15 protein-coding genes are annotated in these 16,417 nt (G+C 60.9%); 6 read left to right on the top strand and 9 right to left on the bottom strand.

Going from position 1 to position 16,417, the window contains the following annotated elements; translation table 11 throughout:
• The first annotated feature begins 165 nt into the window (after window positions 1-165).
• A complete protein-coding gene (locus ACK9YZ_RS13460; RefSeq protein ID WP_416064162.1) occupies window positions 166-1,086 on the top strand; it encodes a LysR family transcriptional regulator in 921 nt (306 codons plus the stop codon).
• 95 nt (window positions 1,087-1,181) lie between these two features.
• Here the strand turns inward: ACK9YZ_RS13460 and ACK9YZ_RS13465 are convergent, their stop codons facing one another.
• Entirely contained in the window at window positions 1,182-2,135 is a 954-nt protein-coding gene (locus tag ACK9YZ_RS13465) for an NmrA/HSCARG family protein (RefSeq protein ID WP_216755170.1), read from the bottom strand.
• 231 nt (window positions 2,136-2,366) lie between these two features.
• Window positions 2,367-3,287 (bottom strand): AraC family transcriptional regulator, encoded by a 921-nt coding sequence (locus ACK9YZ_RS13470; protein ID WP_416064163.1) that lies wholly within the window; start codon window positions 3,285-3,287, stop codon window positions 2,367-2,369.
• Window positions 3,288-3,320: 33 nt separating this feature from the next.
• Between ACK9YZ_RS13470 and ACK9YZ_RS13475 the strand changes: the two genes are divergently transcribed.
• Window positions 3,321-3,728 carry a DUF2000 family protein gene (locus tag ACK9YZ_RS13475; RefSeq protein ID WP_416064164.1) on the top strand — a complete coding sequence of 136 codons (408 nt, stop codon included), beginning with the start codon at window positions 3,321-3,323 and terminating at the stop codon, window positions 3,726-3,728.
• A gap of 67 nt (window positions 3,729-3,795) precedes the next feature.
• Here ACK9YZ_RS13475 and ACK9YZ_RS13480 read toward each other — a convergent pair whose 3' ends face one another.
• On the bottom strand, window positions 3,796-4,461 hold the full coding sequence (locus ACK9YZ_RS13480) for an OmpA family protein (protein ID WP_216755173.1): 666 nt from the start codon (window positions 4,459-4,461) through the stop codon (window positions 3,796-3,798).
• A 160-nt stretch (window positions 4,462-4,621) separates the two neighbouring features.
• Complete coding sequence (locus ACK9YZ_RS13485; RefSeq protein ID WP_416064165.1) at window positions 4,622-5,035, bottom strand: winged helix-turn-helix transcriptional regulator; 414 nt, start codon at window positions 5,033-5,035, stop codon at window positions 4,622-4,624.
• A 77-nt stretch (window positions 5,036-5,112) separates the two neighbouring features.
• On the opposite strand from ACK9YZ_RS13485, the gene ACK9YZ_RS13490 reads away from it, so the two are divergent.
• Complete coding sequence (locus ACK9YZ_RS13490; RefSeq protein WP_113204759.1) at window positions 5,113-5,700, top strand: NADPH-dependent FMN reductase; 588 nt, start codon at window positions 5,113-5,115, stop codon at window positions 5,698-5,700.
• A gap of 61 nt (window positions 5,701-5,761) precedes the next feature.
• Here the strand turns inward: ACK9YZ_RS13490 and ACK9YZ_RS13495 are convergent, their stop codons facing one another.
• The 5 genes from ACK9YZ_RS13495 to ACK9YZ_RS13515 form a co-directional block, all read right to left on the bottom strand.
• Window positions 5,762-6,760, bottom strand: coding sequence for a flagellin (locus tag ACK9YZ_RS13495; RefSeq protein WP_216755175.1), 999 nt, complete (start codon window positions 6,758-6,760; stop codon window positions 5,762-5,764).
• A 283-nt stretch (window positions 6,761-7,043) separates the two neighbouring features.
• Window positions 7,044-10,199 carry an efflux RND transporter permease subunit gene (locus ACK9YZ_RS13500; RefSeq protein ID WP_416064166.1) on the bottom strand — a complete coding sequence of 1,052 codons (3,156 nt, stop codon included), beginning with the start codon at window positions 10,197-10,199 and terminating at the stop codon, window positions 7,044-7,046.
• Entirely contained in the window at window positions 10,196-11,407 is a 1,212-nt protein-coding gene (locus ACK9YZ_RS13505; RefSeq protein ID WP_416064167.1) for an efflux RND transporter periplasmic adaptor subunit, read from the bottom strand. The genes ACK9YZ_RS13500 and ACK9YZ_RS13505 overlap by 4 nt, the downstream gene beginning before the upstream one ends.
• A gap of 290 nt (window positions 11,408-11,697) precedes the next feature.
• Window positions 11,698-12,486 carry a helix-turn-helix domain-containing protein gene (locus ACK9YZ_RS13510; protein WP_416064168.1) on the bottom strand — a complete coding sequence of 263 codons (789 nt, stop codon included), beginning with the start codon at window positions 12,484-12,486 and terminating at the stop codon, window positions 11,698-11,700.
• 191 nt (window positions 12,487-12,677) lie between these two features.
• Window positions 12,678-13,160 (bottom strand): VOC family protein, encoded by a 483-nt coding sequence (locus ACK9YZ_RS13515; protein WP_416064169.1) that lies wholly within the window; start codon window positions 13,158-13,160, stop codon window positions 12,678-12,680.
• A 310-nt stretch (window positions 13,161-13,470) separates the two neighbouring features.
• Between ACK9YZ_RS13515 and ACK9YZ_RS13520 the strand changes: the two genes are divergently transcribed.
• The 3 genes from ACK9YZ_RS13520 to ACK9YZ_RS13530 all read left to right on the top strand — a co-directional run bounded on the left by ACK9YZ_RS13520 (window position 13,471) and on the right by ACK9YZ_RS13530 (window position 16,413).
• Entirely contained in the window at window positions 13,471-14,160 is a 690-nt protein-coding gene (locus tag ACK9YZ_RS13520) for a hydrolase (RefSeq protein WP_216755180.1), read from the top strand.
• A gap of 68 nt (window positions 14,161-14,228) precedes the next feature.
• Window positions 14,229-14,498 carry a XapX domain-containing protein gene (locus ACK9YZ_RS13525; protein WP_216755181.1) on the top strand — a complete coding sequence of 90 codons (270 nt, stop codon included), beginning with the start codon at window positions 14,229-14,231 and terminating at the stop codon, window positions 14,496-14,498.
• Between the two features lie 28 nt (window positions 14,499-14,526).
• Window positions 14,527-16,413 (top strand): amidohydrolase, encoded by a 1,887-nt coding sequence (locus tag ACK9YZ_RS13530; protein WP_416064170.1) that lies wholly within the window; start codon window positions 14,527-14,529, stop codon window positions 16,411-16,413.
• The last annotated feature ends 4 nt before the right edge of the window (window positions 16,414-16,417 follow it).

Genomic DNA, 16,417 nt, shown 5'->3' on the forward strand with positions numbered 1-16,417 from the left:
CGCGCAAAAATCGCTGAAGTCCCAGCCAAGCCTCGCAAAATTCCATCTAAATCGGGAAATCATCTACATGCGCCCCCAAGAGTCCCTGCCGTTCTGGCCATGCTTGGCTAGCCGCAAGCTCGTTTATCCCTTATACTGACCTAATGAATGTCATTGTGCTGAAAAATGGATAATACCGGGCTGTCTCTCGACAGAATGCGCACATTTGTTCGCGTCGCCGAGCGAGGCAACCTGTCTATGGTGGCAAGAGAACTCGGCGTCGGTCAATCCACGGTGACGCGGCATCTCAACGAACTCGAGGATGCAGTCGGTGTGCCTCTCCTCAACCGAACCACGCGTCGCGTGACGCTTACCGACGAAGGCAGTCGCTATTATGCCAACTGCCTTCAGGTATTGCGCCTGGTCGAGCAGGCTGCCGAGGAAGCCAGGAATGCACGTCGGGCGGCCGCAGGCGCTGTCAGGCTTTCGTGTACCGCAGCGCTTGGCGTGATGCACATCACCCGCCTCATCTTCGAATTTCAGGACCGGCATCCTGATATCAGCGTCGATCTCAACTTGACCGACGAACGCATCGACCTGGTTCGCGAAGGCGTTGACCTGGCGCTCCGACTTGGACCTCTCACTGACAGTTCCATGAAGCTTCATGCGCTCGGAAAAAGCCACCGGCTGCTGGTCGGCGCTCCGGCCTATTTCTCCGTTCACGGGCGGCCGGAGCGCCCGGACGATCTCTCGCGATACGAAACCGTCATAATGTCCAATGTGGCCGGGAGCGATCAGATCGCTCTCTCCTCCCGCCATGGCGGGAATTTTACGGTTCCAGTCAACGGGAAGCTGCGCGTCGATCACGGGCTTGCGGCGCGCGAAGCCTTGGCTGCAGGACGCGGCATGGGTCCCGCTCACCTTTGGCTAGTCCACGATCTCCTGGATAACGGTCGCCTCGAGGTCGTGCTCGAAGACTATCGCCCGTCGCCGGTTCCGCTGAGCCTGCTCATCGTGCCAGAGCGCTCTGCCATCGCCCGCGTTCGCCTTCTCACCGACTTTCTTGTCGCCGAGATTCCCAAACTCCCGGGGATCCGGTCATCGTAACTTAGAGCGGCTCAGCTTTCACGGAAGCGCCGCTCTAAGTGTTTGTTTTTATGTAATTCCCGGGAAAACCGCTTCGCGCTTTGCCTAAAACTGCGCTAGAGCCCGAAAGATCGCTTGTCGCCGCGCCAACCCGTGGTGCGAAGATATTGCTTCCAGTCGAGCGTGTCGGGATTCAGGCGACGGCTCCACTCCAGATCATGCTCCTTTCCGAAATAACCATACTGAACGGCATACTCGACCATCCCCAGCAGTTCTTGCACGAAAAGCTCGTTGGCGGCGAACTCCGGAAAATACTGCAGCAGGCCACCCTTGGTGAAAGCATTTCGATATTCCGCCTTGAGGCCGGTTACCTCTCGGAAGGTTTCGACCATCTCGCGCGGAGAGATGACATCGCCGACGATCGGCAGCGTTCTCCCGTTGTAGCGCTCGGGATTTGAGAAAATTTCGAGCACGGCCGGCCCGGTCGCCGTGAGCGGATCGACAAAAGGTGCTCGAAAATCCTCGGGAAGATAGATCGGCAACAGCAGCGTGTCACCCTCCATGCGCGGCAGATAATATTCGAGAAGATTCGTGTAGAAGAATGCCAGGATGACGAAGGAATGAGAGATCGGCAGACCGCGAATATGGTCCGCAACGCGCGCTTTGTCGGTGAAGTGCGGAGCAAACTTCGTCCCGCCGGAGATGGCATCGACATTCTCAAGCGTGCTAAAGACAATATGTCCGACGCCTGCCTCGACCGCCGCATCCGCAAGTTGGCGGCCGATCGGAGCCTCTGTTGTCTCCGGCGGAATGATGGGCGGCGTCATCAGAAATGCCCCGTCCGCCCCTTCGAAGGCAGCAACGACATCCTTCTGGAAGCCAAGCTGGAGAGGGACGGATACAATCTCGGCTCCAAGTTGCTCCAGATTTAAAGCCTCGGGTGAATCCTTTTTCCGGGTCAGGGCGCGTACGCGGAAACGTCCGCTGCGAAGGAGCGTTGATGCGACGCTACGACCCTGTTTGCTGGTGGCACCGGCAATTGCGATGAGTGGCTTATCGTTTGCAGACATAATGTGCCTTGACCTTTCACAGACCGCCGGCTGCTTAGCCAGGCGTCATACTGAGGAGAGCATTCGGCGGACGCCGATAGCTTGGACCCGGGCAAGTTATCGAATCTGGCTTTCTTGCTGAAGGCATGCGCAATGCATATGATAATGCCGTTTTCTGGATAAATACGGATGTCATCTGATCACGTCAGATCGGTGGTGGCTGCATTTCTCAGATCTTCTTCCGGAAGAGGACTACGCCAGGATGCCATTGCCGGCCTTTGCCGCATGGGCACGATGCAGTCCGGCCCACCGCCCCGGCGTCACGCCATAGGCCTTCTTGAAATGCCGGATGAAATGCGCCTGGTCGGCAAAGCCCGTGGCGGCGGCCACATCGGCAAAACTTTCGCCTTCGCCCATCCGCGCCTTTGCCTGCTGCAGCCGCCGCATCAGCATGTAGCGGTGCGGGCTGGTGGCAAAGGCCGTGCGGAAATGCCGTGACAGGGTGAAACGGTCGAGGCCGGTAATGTTCTCCAGTTCGCCGGAGCGCACCGGCCTCAGCGCATGCGCCTCCAGATAATCGCGAGCCGCCCGCACCTGCCTCCAGGCAACCGCGCCCAGAGCCCGGCGGCGCACCTGCGAATGCCGCGACAGGCCACCCGCCACGCGGCTCACGAAATCATCGACGAAAAGTTCGTCCAGTTCCCGGTCGAGTTCGCCGAGTGCGGCAAGCAGCACCTGCGCTAGCGCACCATCGGCGATCACAGGCTGGTCGACGAAGGGAAGACCGATCTTCTCCGCCTCCAGGCATTCCATCAACAGCGCCGGCTCCATGTAGAGCATGCGGTAATGCAGTCCGTCTGCGGTTCCCGCCCCGCCGTCGTGCTCCTCGTCCGGGTGCAACACGATCACCTGCCCCGGCAGGCTGAAGCGCCGTTCGCCGCGATAGGTGAACGTCTGCACGCCGTGCAGGGTGACACCGAGCGCATAGGTATCGTGCCGGTGTGGCTCGAACATATTGCCGGAGAACTGCGCCTCGATACGCTCGATACCTGGAAAGGCCGGCGCCGTCAGGATGCCGCTGCCGACAGGCGCGGACAACATGCCGCTGCCCACCTGCGGCTCGCACAAACGTTCAAGACCCTCGAAGACTTGCGGCGTTAGATCCTGGCTCAACGCGTTTTCGATACCCTGATGAAAGACACTGGAATGTTTGATACCAAAATTGCGATCGTCCTGCGAAACAATCTTGCCGGCTGGCAGAAGCTGAATGTCACAGCCTTCCTATCGACGGGCATCGCCGGGCAATATCCCGAAATCATCGGCGAGCCCTACAAGGACCGCGCCGGCAACCTCTATAACCCCCTATCGATCCAGCCGATCATAGTCTTGTCGGCCGACGAAACGACGATATCGACCATCCACCGCCGCGCGCTGGAGCGCGACGTGACCTCATCCGTCTTTATCGAGGAAATGTTTGCAACCGGCCACGATGCGGCCAACCGCGCCGTCTTCGCCGAATATGCCCCCGATGATGCCAAGGTTGTCGGCATTGCGCTCAGAGCCGACAAGAAAATCGTCGACAAGATCACCAAGGGCGCCACGATGCAGCATTGAGGCGGAGGGCGCGCAACGAAAAAGGCCGGGCGATGCCCCGGCCTCTTTGTCGTCTGAAGGCACCCGATCAGCTCTGGGTGATCGGCGCGATCTGGATTTCAACGCGGCGGTTCTGGGCGCGACCGGCTTCGGTCGCGTTGGAAGCGACCGGCTGCGACGGGCCGAAGCCGACGGCCGAGACGCGGCGCTGGTCGATGCCCTGGCTGCCGAGATAATCGGCAACGGACAGCGCGCGGCGCTGCGACAGGTCCTGATTATGCTGCAGGCTGCCGGTGGAGTCCGTATGACCGTTGATGTCGATGAGGGTGCGGTTGAACTTGCGCAGCACGATCGCCACCGAATTCAGCGTCGGATAGAAGCCCGCCTTCACCGCGTCCTGGTCGACATCGAAGGTGATGTTCGACGGCATGTTGAGAATGATGTTGTCGCCCTGGCGGGTGACAGAAATGCCGGTGCCTTCGAGCTGGGCACGAAGCTCGGCTTCCTGCTGGTCCATGTAGTTGCCGATTGCGCCACCGGCGAGCGCGCCAAGGCCGGCACCGATCAGCGCCGCGTTGCGCTTGCCATGGCCGCCGCCGCCGACGGCGACACCGACGAGGGCACCGCCGAGCGCGCCAAGGGCAGCACCGCCGGCAGTATTGGATACCTTCTGCTCACCAGTATAGGGATCGGTCGTCGTGCAAGCTGAGAGGTAACTCGCCGCAACGGCCAGAAGGATGAATTTCTTGATCATGGACAGGAGGTTCTCCGTTCGAAGCTGGTGCGAGCAGATATTAGGGAATGCGGCAACAAGATGAAGATACCAATCTGATAAGCCAAATTCCCCATGGGAAACATCGGCCTGTTGCAGCCGCGCACCGATATCACCAGCTTTATTGGCAAACCGCAGGACTTCAGTCGAGGCCGCGACGTCTGGCATAGGCCGCCCGCGCCTCGTCCATGCGTGCGGAGTTTGCGACGACCCACTCGGCGAGCCCCCGAACCGGATCCAGGAACTCCCGGCCGAGATCCGTCAGCGCATATTCGACCTGCGGAGGTGTCGTATGCGTGACGGTCCGGGAAACGAAACCGTTCTCCTCGAGCTCCCTGAGCGTCGATGCCAGCACCTTCTGGCTGATCTCACCCACTTCGCGGCGCAAGGCGTTGAAGCGCAGCGGCCCGTGCCCCAGCACGCGCACCACCAGCAGGCTCCACTTGTCGCTGATGCGTGCCAGCATGCGGCTGATGTGATCGCAGGCGCGAACTTGCTGGCAGCCATCGGCGTCCTCCTCGCAGGGGCCGGTTTCCTGATGGTTATCTGGTTTCAATAAAGTGCCTCCTTGTGCGGCATCGCGAACCATTCGTAATTTGGTTACCGTTAGAAACCAGCATACAGGAGGTTACCATGAATTCTAAGCCCCGTATCGCCGTTATTATCGGCTCTACCCGTCCCACCCGTTTCGCCGATGCCCCGGCACAATGGATATTGAAACAGGCTCAGGCACGTGACGACTTCGACGTCGAGCTGGTCGATCTGCGCGATCACCCACTTCCCTTCTTCGAGGAAATGGCGTCGAACTTCTGGATGCCAAGCCAGAATCCGGAAGCGGTGCGCTGGCAGGAAACGATCGGGCGTTTCGACGGCTATATCTTCGTCGTCGCCGAATACAACCATTCGATCACCGGCGTTCTCAAGAACGCGCTCGACCAGGCCTACAAGGAATGGATGCGCAAGCCGTTCACCGCGATCGGCTATGGCGGCACGGGTGCCACGCGCGCGGTCGAACATCTGCGTGGGATCGGCGTCGAGCTTCATATGGTCTCCACCCGCAGTGCCGTGCATATCGGCGGTGGCGACTTCATGTCGATTCACCCGGCCTTCGGCAACAAGCCGATCGAGGAGATCGAGGCGAACCTGCTGCCGACGGCAAAGGCCGCCCTCGACGAGCTGGTCTGGTGGGCCAAGGCAACGATGGCCGCCAAGGCCGCCTGACGCCAAAGAAAACCACCCGGCGAGCATCGCTTGCCGGGCGGCCGGTACTACAAAATCGAGATCAGAAGTTCTGGAAAAGCTGACGAACCGTGTCGTAGGACGCGTTGGCAATATTCAGCGATTGCAGGCCGAGCTGCTGCTGGGTCTGAAGTGCCCTGAGCTTGCTCGATTCTGCCTCCATATCGGCATCGACGAGGCGGCCGATGCCTGAGGTGAGGTTGTCGGACAGGTTCTTGGCGAATTCGTCCTGAATGCTGATGCGCCTTTCCAATGCGCCGAAGGCCGAGCCGACGGTCGTCAGCTGTCCGAGCGCGGCGTCGACGACGCTGATCATGTCGTTCAGGTCCTGTTTGCTGGTATTCGCCGTCAGGCCGATTTCCACCTGGCCGGCCGTATTGCCGTTCTTGCTCTTGGTCAGCACCCAGGTCTGCGCGGTGCCGAGTTCGGTTGCGAAGAAGGCGGAGGTCAGCACGCCATATTCGCCGGTGCCGCCTGCCCGGTCATCGATCACATAACGCGCATCCTTGGAAGAGGTCGCGCCGCCCGGCGGAATATCGATATGGTAGCTCAGCATGCCGACCGATACCGAACCGTCAGAATTGCGGATGAAGGAGGACGGGATCTGACGCGGCTGCGTCGGCGTCGTGGTATTGTCGAGAATGATCCAATTGTCGTTGTTGAAGCCCGCGCCTTCGGAAACGCTGCGTAGCTGCGCTTTCAACTGCTCCAGCTCTTCACCGACCTTGGTCTTGTCTACGCCCTGCTCGGTAGCGGCGACAAGCTTTGCCTTGATCTCGGTGACGACGTCGATGACGCTGTCAACGCCGGCAGATGCCGTTCCCATGGTGGCAGCCGCCATGCCGAGGGCATCCTGAATGGCGGAGAGTGCCTTGTTGTCGTGACGTACCGTCGTCGCGACTGACCAGTAGGCGGCATTATCTGTGGATTTTTCGACACGCAGACCTGTCGTGACATGGTTCTGCGTCACCGTCATATTCCGATTGATATCACGCAGCACATGAAGCGCCGCATCCACGGAGGTGCGCTGATAAATACTCACGGTACGAACTCCAAAACACAACAGGACGCAACAGAACAGGATGTACCGAAATCACGCGGACGTTCATGTCCGCCGTCGCTCGAAAAGCAGCGCAATGGCCTTCGGAAAAACTGGGGAAGACCGACCGGTTACTGATCGCAATCATTGCCGGTTATGCTTAAAAAACGGCTAAAGTTCAGAAGTAATTTATCTTATTTCACAAGCTTTCGTACACCATAAAAACGCCCGCGGGAGAGGTCCGGCGGGCGTTTCCGAAAGTATTGAAAAAGGCTTGTTCGCCCTCTTACTCGGCGGCCTGAAGCTTTTCTTCCGGATCCGGCTTCGGACGCGTCGCATGCGTCATTTCCTCGTGCAGGCGCGCTTCCTCATGGGCATGCGGCTTGGCGAAGCGGGCAATCAGCAGATAGGCGACGGGAGTGATGAACAGCGTCACCAGCGTTGCGAAGCCGAGCCCGCCGACGATGACCCAGCCGAGCGCCACGCGCGCCTCCGCACCCGCGCCATGGGCGAAGACCAGGGGAACGCCCCCAAGAATGGTCGCGATCATCGTCATCATGACTGGACGCAGGCGAAGCGCGCAGGCCTTTTCGATGGACGAGCGCACATCCTCGCCGCGGTCACGCAGCTGGTTGGCGAATTCCACGATCAGGATGCCGTTCTTCGCCATGACGCCGACAAGCAGCACAAGGCCGATCTGGCTGTAGATGTTGAGGCTGGAGCCGGTGATGATGAGCGCAAAGACGGCGCAGGCAAGGCCGAGCGGCACCGTCGACATGATGATCAGCGACGACAGGACGCTCTCGAACTGGGCCGCCAGCACCAGGAAAATGATGACAATCGCAAAGCCGAAGGTCAGCGCCATGCCGCTGGAATTCTCTTCGAGCGTTGCGGCCTCGGCAAGCGGCAGCAGACGCGCGCCGGGCGGCAACAGCGGTGCTGCCATCTGCGTGACGTTCTTGACAGCATCGCCGAGCGACATGCCGTCCTTGAGACCGGCGGTGATCGCTACGGACGCGAGCTGCTGTTCGCGATTGAGCTGCGGGGCGACCGAGCCTTCCTTCAGCGAAGCGATGACCGACATCGGCACGATCTTGCCTTCGCCCGTCTTCAGGAAGACGTTTTCGAGATCGGTCGGATCGTCGATCGGCCGCATCGTCGAAGTCAGAAGCACCGGATAGGATTCACCATCGACGAAGACGTCGACCACCGATCGTCCCTCGAGCAGTGACTGGATGGCGGTCGACAGCCCTGTAATGTCGATACCGAGATCGGAGGCCCGTTCGCGATCGATGGCGACGGAGACTTGCGCCTGCGACGGTTCGTTGGTCAGGCGCGGCGTGTCGTATTGGCCGCTTGCGTCGAGTTGCTGCACCAGTTTGGCGGCAGCCGCCGTTAGCGCCTCGTGGTCGTTGCCGATCAGCGCCATCTGAAGACCGCTGCCGGCGCCGCGGATGCGCAGGCTGTTCGACGAGATCGCATTGCCGCGCAGCGCTGGCACCTTTGACGCAGCCTGGTTGATGTCGCGCACGATCTGGGCCTGCGTGCGGTGGCGCTCGCCCCAGGGCGCCAGCGTCAGCACCATGAAGCCGCTGTTGGAAGAGCCACCCTGGCCGGAGATCGAGAAGACGTTCCTGATATCGCCGCTGTCAACGAGCGGCTGAAGGTATTCCTCCACCAGTTGAAGCTTGTCGCGCGTATACTCGAGGCTGGAGCCCTGCGGCGTCGTCAGCCGCATCATCACCATGGCGCGGTCTTCCTCCGGCGTCAGCTCGCTCTTGACCGTGCCGAAAGCAACAACGGCTGCAGCTCCGAAAATGAGCGAGAAGACGATGACGACAACAGGCGCGCCCAGGCAGGCATGCAGCGCCCATTTATAAATGCTGGCGAAGGCCTCGCCGAAGCGGCCGAGCAGCCCGTGATCCTCGATCATCGGCTTGGTCAGCATGCGCGAGGCGAGCATCGGACACAGCGTCAGCGCCACGATCGACGACAGGCCGACCGAGAAGGCAAGCACGAAACCGAATTCGCGGAAAAGACCACCCACCTGCCCCGGCAGGAAGGAGAGCGGAATGAAGACGGCGGCAAGTGTGGCCGTTGTCGCGATGACGGCGAAGAATACCTCGCGCGTGCCGAGCACGGCCGCCGCGCGCGGCCCCATGCCTTCCGAGCGTCGGCGCACGATGTTTTCGAGCACGACGATGGCGTCGTCGACCACGAGACCGGTCGCCAGCACAATCGCAAGCAGCGTCAGGATGTTGATCGAGAAGCCGACCATATAGATCGCGGCAAGCGTGCCGATCAGCGCCACCGGCATCGAGACGGACGGGATCAGCGTCGCGCGCCAGTCGCGCAGGAAGAGATAGATGACGACGGTGACGATCACGGCCGAGAGCAGCAACGCCAGCACCACTTCATGGATCGCGCCCTCGATGAACACGGCGTCGTCGCTGGTGATTGCGATCGTCGTGCCCTTCGGCAGCGTCTTGGAAAGCTGGTCGACGGCAGCGTGAATGCCGGTGGAAATATTCAGCGTATTCGACTGCGCCTGGCGGATGATGCCGAGACCGATGCCCGGCTTGCCATTGGAACGCAGCGCCGTCTCGCCGTCGCGCGGTCCGAGCGTCACGGTCGCAACATCGCCGAGGCGCACATTGTGCTGCAGGATGACGTTCTGGAAGTCTTCGGGCGTCTGCAGGCTGGCGGTGGCGCGCACCACGATATCCTGCATCGGGCTCTTCAGCGAACCGGCTGGCACATCGAGCGCGGCATTGTCGAGAGCCTTGGTGAGATCGCCAATAGTCAGCCCGCGGCTTGCAAGCGCGCTCTGATCGACGTCGACGCGGAAAACCTTTTCCTGATCGCCGTATTCCTCAACATCGGCAACGCCATCGACAGAGGCCAGGCGATCGACCACCTCGTTCTCGACGAGCAATGTCAGATCGTCCATGTTGAGCGTATCCGACGTCACCGCAAGGCGCATGATCGCCGAGGAATCCGAGTCAGCTTTGACGATCTGCGGCGCATCCGCCTCATCGGGCAGGTTCTGGGCAATGCGGCCGATGGCGTCACGCACGTCATTGGCGGCAACGGCCAGGTCGATAGAGTCGGAAAATTCCAGCGTCACGCGGCTCTGACCGAACTGGGAACTGGAAGAGATGGATTTGAGGCCGCTGACGCGGGCGACGGCACCTTCGATGACCTTGGTCAATTCCTGGTCGATCGTCTGCGGCGAAGCACCGTCGAAGGTCGTGCGCACGGTTACCACCGGCCGGTCGACATCGGGCAGTTCGCGCACTTCGACGCCGACATAGGCCGCAAGACCGGCCACCACCATCAGCGTGTTGAAGACCAGCGCCAGGATCGGGCGGCGCACGAACAGCGCGGTGAAAGACGCCTTGCTGGATTCCGGCTTGCCCTGGTGGATCTCGGTCACGCTCATTGGGAGGCGACCTTGTCGTTAGAGGCGATATCGGTCGCCACACGCACAGCGCCGTTCTCGCGCACGCGCTGCAGGCCCTGCGTGACGATCTGGTCGCCATCATCAAGGTCAGCCTTGACCAGCACATAATCCGGATTGCGCTGCACGACCGTGACCCGCACCTTGTGCGATCTGCCGTCGGTCACCCGCCAGACGAAAGAGCCCTGGGCATCCCACTGCACGGAGAGCGGGTTGACGGCTGGGTATTTATCGCCGGCAAACTTCATGCTGACAGCAAAGGACATGCCGGCGCGCAGCTCGTCCGAGCTGTTGTCGATCCGTCCCCGCAGGCGCAGCGTGCGGCTTGCCGCGTCGACGCGGTTGTCGACCGCTTCCAGCACACCTGAAAAGATCTTGCCCGGCCGCGCCACGGACGTTGCCTCGACCACCTGGCCAACGGAGACCGTATTGGCGAAACGCTCCGGCACCCAGTAGTCGACGAGGATTTCAGTGCGGTCGTCGAGCGTCACGATCGGCGTCGAGGTCGTGACGTTGTCGCCGATATTGACCGGCACGATGCCGACGATACCGTCGATCGGCGCGACGATATTGCGGCGTGCGAGATTGAGATCGGCCGCCTGCAGTTGCAGCCGCGCATTCTGCTCGGCGATCTCGGAATCGAAGACGTCCATGCGCGACACACTGGACTTGATGTTGTGGTAGAGGCTGGATTTCTCGAGCGCGCTGTTCAGCGCCACCTGCGCTTGCCCCTGGGCAATGACCTGCTCCTCGCTGTCGAGTTTGGCAAGAACCTGACCCTGCTTGACCATATCGCCCGACTTGATGAGAATTTCGCGGATCGTGCCGGTTGCCTGCGGCGTGACCGCGACGGAGCGGATCGCGTCGCCCGTGCCGATCGCGTTCAGCCGGTCGTTGACGACGCCCTGTACTACGGCCTGGGTGACGACGAGAACGGAAGCATTGCGCCCACCGCCGCCTTCGCCGTCGTTACGACGACCCTGCCCTTGCCCCTGGCCGCCCTGACCTTGGCCGCCGCCCTTCGCCTGATCGGCCGCTTCATCGGTCTTGGGAGCAATCCTGGAGACGAGGTTGTCAGGAATTCCGGCATTGCGCATCGCATCGCTCGCCTCGGGCACAAAGTATACCCACGCGGCAAAGCCGGCGATAATCACGACAACGCAAAGTAAAAACTGCTTCCAAAAGGGCATTCACGTCTCCGGAGGGACTCGAGGTTAGACCAGGGTCGGTCGAAAGAGGCGTTGCGGGACAACCAGTCCCGTCAGGTGCGACAATATCGCACCTTTCCCCGGCCGGCAGCAAGCGTAACCACCCGTCATTACAGAATTGTAATATCAGCAAAGATTGAAAATAACCCGCCCGCTCACTTTTACTTGAGCGATGCCAGGAAGCAGTTCCAGCGGAAATGTGCAGCGATTTTGCGCCCGAAACTCGCAAGAAAGGAGATAGTCCCTCCGGGTTCGAAGAATGCGGAAATCGCCTAGATACGCCTCTCCCGCCGCCACGTGCCGGGCGACACCCCGTGCAGCGCCGTGAAGACCCGTGTCAGGTGGCTCTGATCGGCAAAACCGCAGGCGACCGCGATCTCGGCGATGGAGGCCGTGCCGAGCAGCATCTGCCGCGCCTTCTCCGCCCGGTATTCCATGAGCCAGCGATGCGGCGTGCGGCCGGTCGATCTCTTGAAGGCGCGGATGAAATAGCTGGTCGACAACCCGCATTGCGCCGCGACATCAGATATCGTCGCCTCCCGCGCCGTCAGCGAGGCAAGGAACCCGGTCGCCATGTTGAGCTGACGCCCCGAAAGCCCGCTGCTGCGTTCGACCGGCAGATTGATCTTGCCATAACGCGTCACCAGATGCGCCTGCAGCGCCAGCAGGACATGATCGATGAAAAGAGCGCTCGCATGCGCTGGCTGGCTGAGCGCCGGCAGGAGTGCCATTGCGAGCCCTTGCACGACCGGATCAAGCTGACCCTGCCCGCAATCGAGCCCGTTAAAGCCGGAACGCCCCGCCTCGTAGCTGAAATCGGAAAGCCCCTGCCGGGTTATATTGAAACGCATATTGTCGAAGGAGGAGCGATGATGGCAGCGCCACTCCTCCCCGAGATCGGTGATCGCCAGCGCTCCCGCCGGATGGCCACCGTCGTGGATGAGCCTGCCGCGGCGCCAGAGGCGATGGTTGTCGAAGGGTTTCAGCTGCGCGATCACGCTGAAAGCCTCCGCCTGGGGAATCGGCCCGCTCTCGTCATGATCGGCGCTGTTGCTGCGCATGCGCACGATCGACACCGCACCGGCTTGAAGCAATGAAATCTGTGGCCGAGACGCCAATTCAATCACCCCCGTTTTCGAATTGCCTCCCGCTGTCCCAATGACATCATTTCCCCTGAAAATCCACTGGGAGAATTGAAACGGCAGCCCTGTCTCCGGGGTGCCGTCCGCTTTGGTCATGGTGCTTCGCAGATTCAGGCCGCTTCCTGGAACGCTTTCTCCAATGTTGCGACATCGAGCTTGACCATCTGCAGCATCGCCTCGGTCATCTTCTTCGCATTGCCCTTGCGCTGACCGCTCATCATCTCGGCCAGCGCCTTGGGCACGATCTGCCAGGAAAGACCCCAGCGATCCCTGAGCCAGCCGCAGTGTTCTGCCGTACCCCCGTTGCCAAGGAACCCATCCCAGATACGGTCGACCTCCGCCTGATCTTCGCAGATGACCTGTACGGAATAGGCATGGTTGAACGGTTCGAACGGCCCGGCCTTCATGGCCATGAAATTCTGGCCGCCAAGCTTGAACTCCACGATTTCGACACTGCCTGGAGGGCCGCTCGGCGTTTCTGCCGGCACGGTGGTGATGTCGCCGTTTGCGGAATTGGGCACAAGCGAAACGTAGAATTCCACCGCCTCGCGGGCGCCTTCGGCAAACCAGAGATGTGAAATGACCTTGACCATGAAACATCCTCCTTTTGGTCGTCGTTCATGGCTCTAGGACGCATGAGCCCCGACAATCCCGACAGGGCCGCGAAAAAAATCCCGGGTGCCTCTTTGGCTACTCCGACACCTTTCCGACCACCTCTGCGCCCCGAGGCAATTTTTGACAAAAGAGGGTAGAAACCGACAATCTGATTTGGCTTTTGCCAAGTAGGTTCGCCGTCGAATCGCGACCTCTCACTCGCGGGGAAGCGATGCACCACAAGCTTCTGCAGCGGCCGACTGACAGCCGATTCCTGCCTTCAAGGCCTCATGACCAGGGAGAACGATAATGTCCAAATATCTTGAAGTCCTCACGCCCCAGAACAGCCAGCTGATCTTCATCGACCAGCAGCCGCAGATGGCCTTCGGCGTACAGTCCATCGACCGCCAGACTTTGAAGAATAATGTCGTCGGCCTCGCCAAGGCCGCCAAGACCTTCAAGGTGCCGACCACCATCACCACGGTCGAAACCGAGGCCTTCTCCGGCAACACCTATCCGGAACTGCTCGCCGTCTTCCCCGAAAACACGATTCTCGAACGCTCCTCGATGAACTCCTGGGACGACCAGAACGTCCGCGACGCCCTGGCGAAGAATGCCGCCAACGGCCGCAAGAAAGTCGTCGTTTCAGGCCTCTGGACGGAGGTCTGCAACACCACCTTCGCGCTCTCCTGCATGCACGACACCGATTACGAGATCTACATGGTCGCCGATGCCTCGGGCGGCACGTCGGCCGATGCGCATAAATACGCCATGGATCGCATGGTCCAGGCCGGCTGCGTTCCCGTCACCTGGCAGCAGGTTCTGCTGGAATGGCAGCGCGACTGGGCACGCCGCGAAACCTATGACGCCGTCACCACCATCGTCAAGGAACATTCCGGCGCTTACGGCATGGGCGTCGACTACGCCTATACCCACGTCCACAAGGCGCCCGAACGTGTCAAGCATGGTGAGCGCATCGGCCCGAATCCGGCCAAGTAAACTTCATCGGCGGGAGCGGCTTCTCTGCCGCTTTCGCTTTCCTGCATGACGAAGTGAATAGAGCCCAAATGAAAATCTATCTCCTCTCCCTTGGAGCCGGCCTTCTCGTTGGCATTGTCTACAGCCTGCTGAACGTCCGTTCGCCGGCCCCACCGGTCGTGGCGCTTGTCGGCCTGCTTGGCATTCTGGTCGGCGAGCAGGTCATCCCATTCGCGAAGACCTTGATCAACAAGGAGCCTGCGGCCGTCTCGTGGCTGAACCAGATAAAGCCGCACATGTTCGGCCACCTGCCGAAAGGCAGCGCACCTTCCGACGCAAAGCCTTCTGACAAGGTCTGATACCCGCTTTCGCTCGAGGACGAAGACTATGGAAAACGCAACTGCCGACCTCATCCTGCATCATGGCCTGATCACCACGCTCGACCGCTCCAATCCGACAGCCAGCGCCGTCGCCGTCAAAGACGGCAGGTTCCTCGCCGTCGGCCACGATGCCGAGATCATGGCGCTCAAGGGGCCGAATACGAAGGTGGTCGACCTCAAGGGCAAGCGCGTCCTTCCCGGCCTCATCGACAACCACACGCACGTCATCCGCGGCGGCCTGAACTTCAACATGGAATTACGCTGGGATGGCGTTCGCTCGCTCGCCGACGCGATGGACATGCTGAAACGCCAGGTGGCGGCAACACCTGCGCCGCAATGGGTTCGTGTCGTCGGCGGCTTTACCGAGCACCAGTTTGCGGAAAAGCGCCTGCCGACGATCGAAGAGATCAACGCGGTCGCGCCGGATACCCCTGTCTTCATCCTGCATCTTTATGACCGCGCCCTTCTGAATGGCGCCGCCCTTCGCGCCGTCGGTTATACCAAGGACACCCCGAACCCACCCGGCGGCGAGATCACCCGAGATGCAAACGGCAATCCGACTGGCCTGCTGCTTGCCAAACCGAATGCCGGCATCCTCTATTCGACGCTCGCGAAGGGTCCGAAACTGCCCTTCGATTACCAGGTCAATTCCACCCGCCATTTCATGCGCGAACTGAACCGTCTGGGTATTACCGGCGTCATTGACGCAGGCGGCGGCTTCCAGAACTATCCCGACGATTACGCCGTCATCCAGAAGCTCGCCGACGAAGGCCAGATGACCGTGCGTCTCGCCTACAATCTCTTCACCCAGAAGCCGAAGCAGGAGAAGGAAGACTTCCTCAACTGGACCGCTTCGGTGAAATACAAGCAGGGCAACGACTATTTCCGCCACAATGGCGCTGGCGAAATGCTGGTCTTTTCCGCTGCCGATTTCGAGGACTTCCGACAACCGCGCCCCGACATGCCACCGGAAATGGAAGGCGAGCTGGAAGAGGTCGTGCGCGTGCTCGCCGAAAACCGCTGGCCCTGGCGTCTTCACGCCACCTATGACGAGACGATCAGCCGCGCGCTCGATGTGTTCGAAAAAGTCAATCAGGATATCCCGCTCGAAGGCCTCAACTGGTTCTTCGACCACGCCGAGACGATTTCCGAACGGTCGATCGACCGGATCGCAGCCCTTGGCGGCGGCATCGCCGTGCAGCATCGCATGGCCTATCAGGGCGAATATTTCGTCGAGCGCTATGGTGTGGGTGCGGCCGAAGCCACCCCGCCGGTCGCCCGCATGCTGGAAAAGGGCGTCAAGGTCTCCGCCGGCACCGATGCGACCCGCGTCGCCTCCTATAATCCCTGGGTGTCGCTCTCCTGGATGATCACGGGCCGCACTGTCGGCGGCATGGCAATCTATCCACGCGCCAACTGCCTCGACCGCGAGACGGCGCTGCGCATGTGGACCGAAAACGTCACCTGGTTCTCCAATGAAGAAGGTAAGAAGGGACGCATCGAGAAGGGCCAGTTCGCCGATCTCATCGTGCCGGACAAGGATTTCTTTGCCTGCGCCGAAGAGGAAATCTCGTTCCTCACCTCGGAGCTCACCATGGTCGGCGGCAGGATCGTCTATGGATCAGGCACTTTCGCCAGCCTCGATGAAAACCCGGTCCCACCCGCCATGCCGGACTGGTCGCCGGTGCGCAGCTTCAAAGGTTATGCCGCCTGGGGCGAACCAGAAGGTGCCGGCAAGAACTCGCTGCACCGCCGCCTGATCTCGTCCTGCGGCTGCGCCAATGATTGCAACGTCCACGGCCATGCCCACGCCAATGCCTGGGGCTCGCAGGCGCCGGTCTCCGATCTCAAGAGCTTTTGGGGCGCGCTCGGCTGCGCCTGCTGGGCCGTCTGAGGAT

Origin of the sequence: Rhizobium sp. ZK1 (genome assembly GCF_047782645.1) — a bacterium.
Taxonomy (GTDB): domain Bacteria; phylum Pseudomonadota; class Alphaproteobacteria; order Rhizobiales; family Rhizobiaceae; genus Rhizobium.

Excerpts from the sequence above, each read along its gene's own strand:
- ACK9YZ_RS13460 (WP_416064162.1), top strand. The coding sequence starts at position 166 with ATGGATAATACCGGGCTGTCTCTCGACAGAATGCGCACATTTGTTCGC.
- ACK9YZ_RS13505 (WP_416064167.1), bottom strand. The coding sequence starts at position 11,407 with ATGCCCTTTTGGAAGCAGTTTTTACTTTGCGTTGTCGTGATTATCGCC.
- ACK9YZ_RS13530 (WP_416064170.1), top strand. The coding sequence starts at position 14,527 with ATGGAAAACGCAACTGCCGACCTCATCCTGCATCATGGCCTGATCACC.
- ACK9YZ_RS13510 (WP_416064168.1), bottom strand. The coding sequence starts at position 12,486 with ATGCGCAGCAACAGCGCCGATCATGACGAGAGCGGGCCGATTCCCCAG.
- ACK9YZ_RS13525 (WP_216755181.1), top strand. The coding sequence starts at position 14,229 with ATGAAAATCTATCTCCTCTCCCTTGGAGCCGGCCTTCTCGTTGGCATT.
- ACK9YZ_RS13475 (WP_416064164.1), top strand. The coding sequence starts at position 3,321 with ATGTTTGATACCAAAATTGCGATCGTCCTGCGAAACAATCTTGCCGGC.
- ACK9YZ_RS13480 (WP_216755173.1), bottom strand. The coding sequence starts at position 4,461 with ATGATCAAGAAATTCATCCTTCTGGCCGTTGCGGCGAGTTACCTCTCA.
- ACK9YZ_RS13520 (WP_216755180.1), top strand. The coding sequence starts at position 13,471 with ATGTCCAAATATCTTGAAGTCCTCACGCCCCAGAACAGCCAGCTGATC.
- ACK9YZ_RS13490 (WP_113204759.1), top strand. The coding sequence starts at position 5,113 with ATGAATTCTAAGCCCCGTATCGCCGTTATTATCGGCTCTACCCGTCCC.
- ACK9YZ_RS13515 (WP_416064169.1), bottom strand. The coding sequence starts at position 13,160 with ATGGTCAAGGTCATTTCACATCTCTGGTTTGCCGAAGGCGCCCGCGAG.
- ACK9YZ_RS13500 (WP_416064166.1), bottom strand. The coding sequence starts at position 10,199 with ATGAGCGTGACCGAGATCCACCAGGGCAAGCCGGAATCCAGCAAGGCG.
- ACK9YZ_RS13465 (WP_216755170.1), bottom strand. The coding sequence starts at position 2,135 with ATGTCTGCAAACGATAAGCCACTCATCGCAATTGCCGGTGCCACCAGC.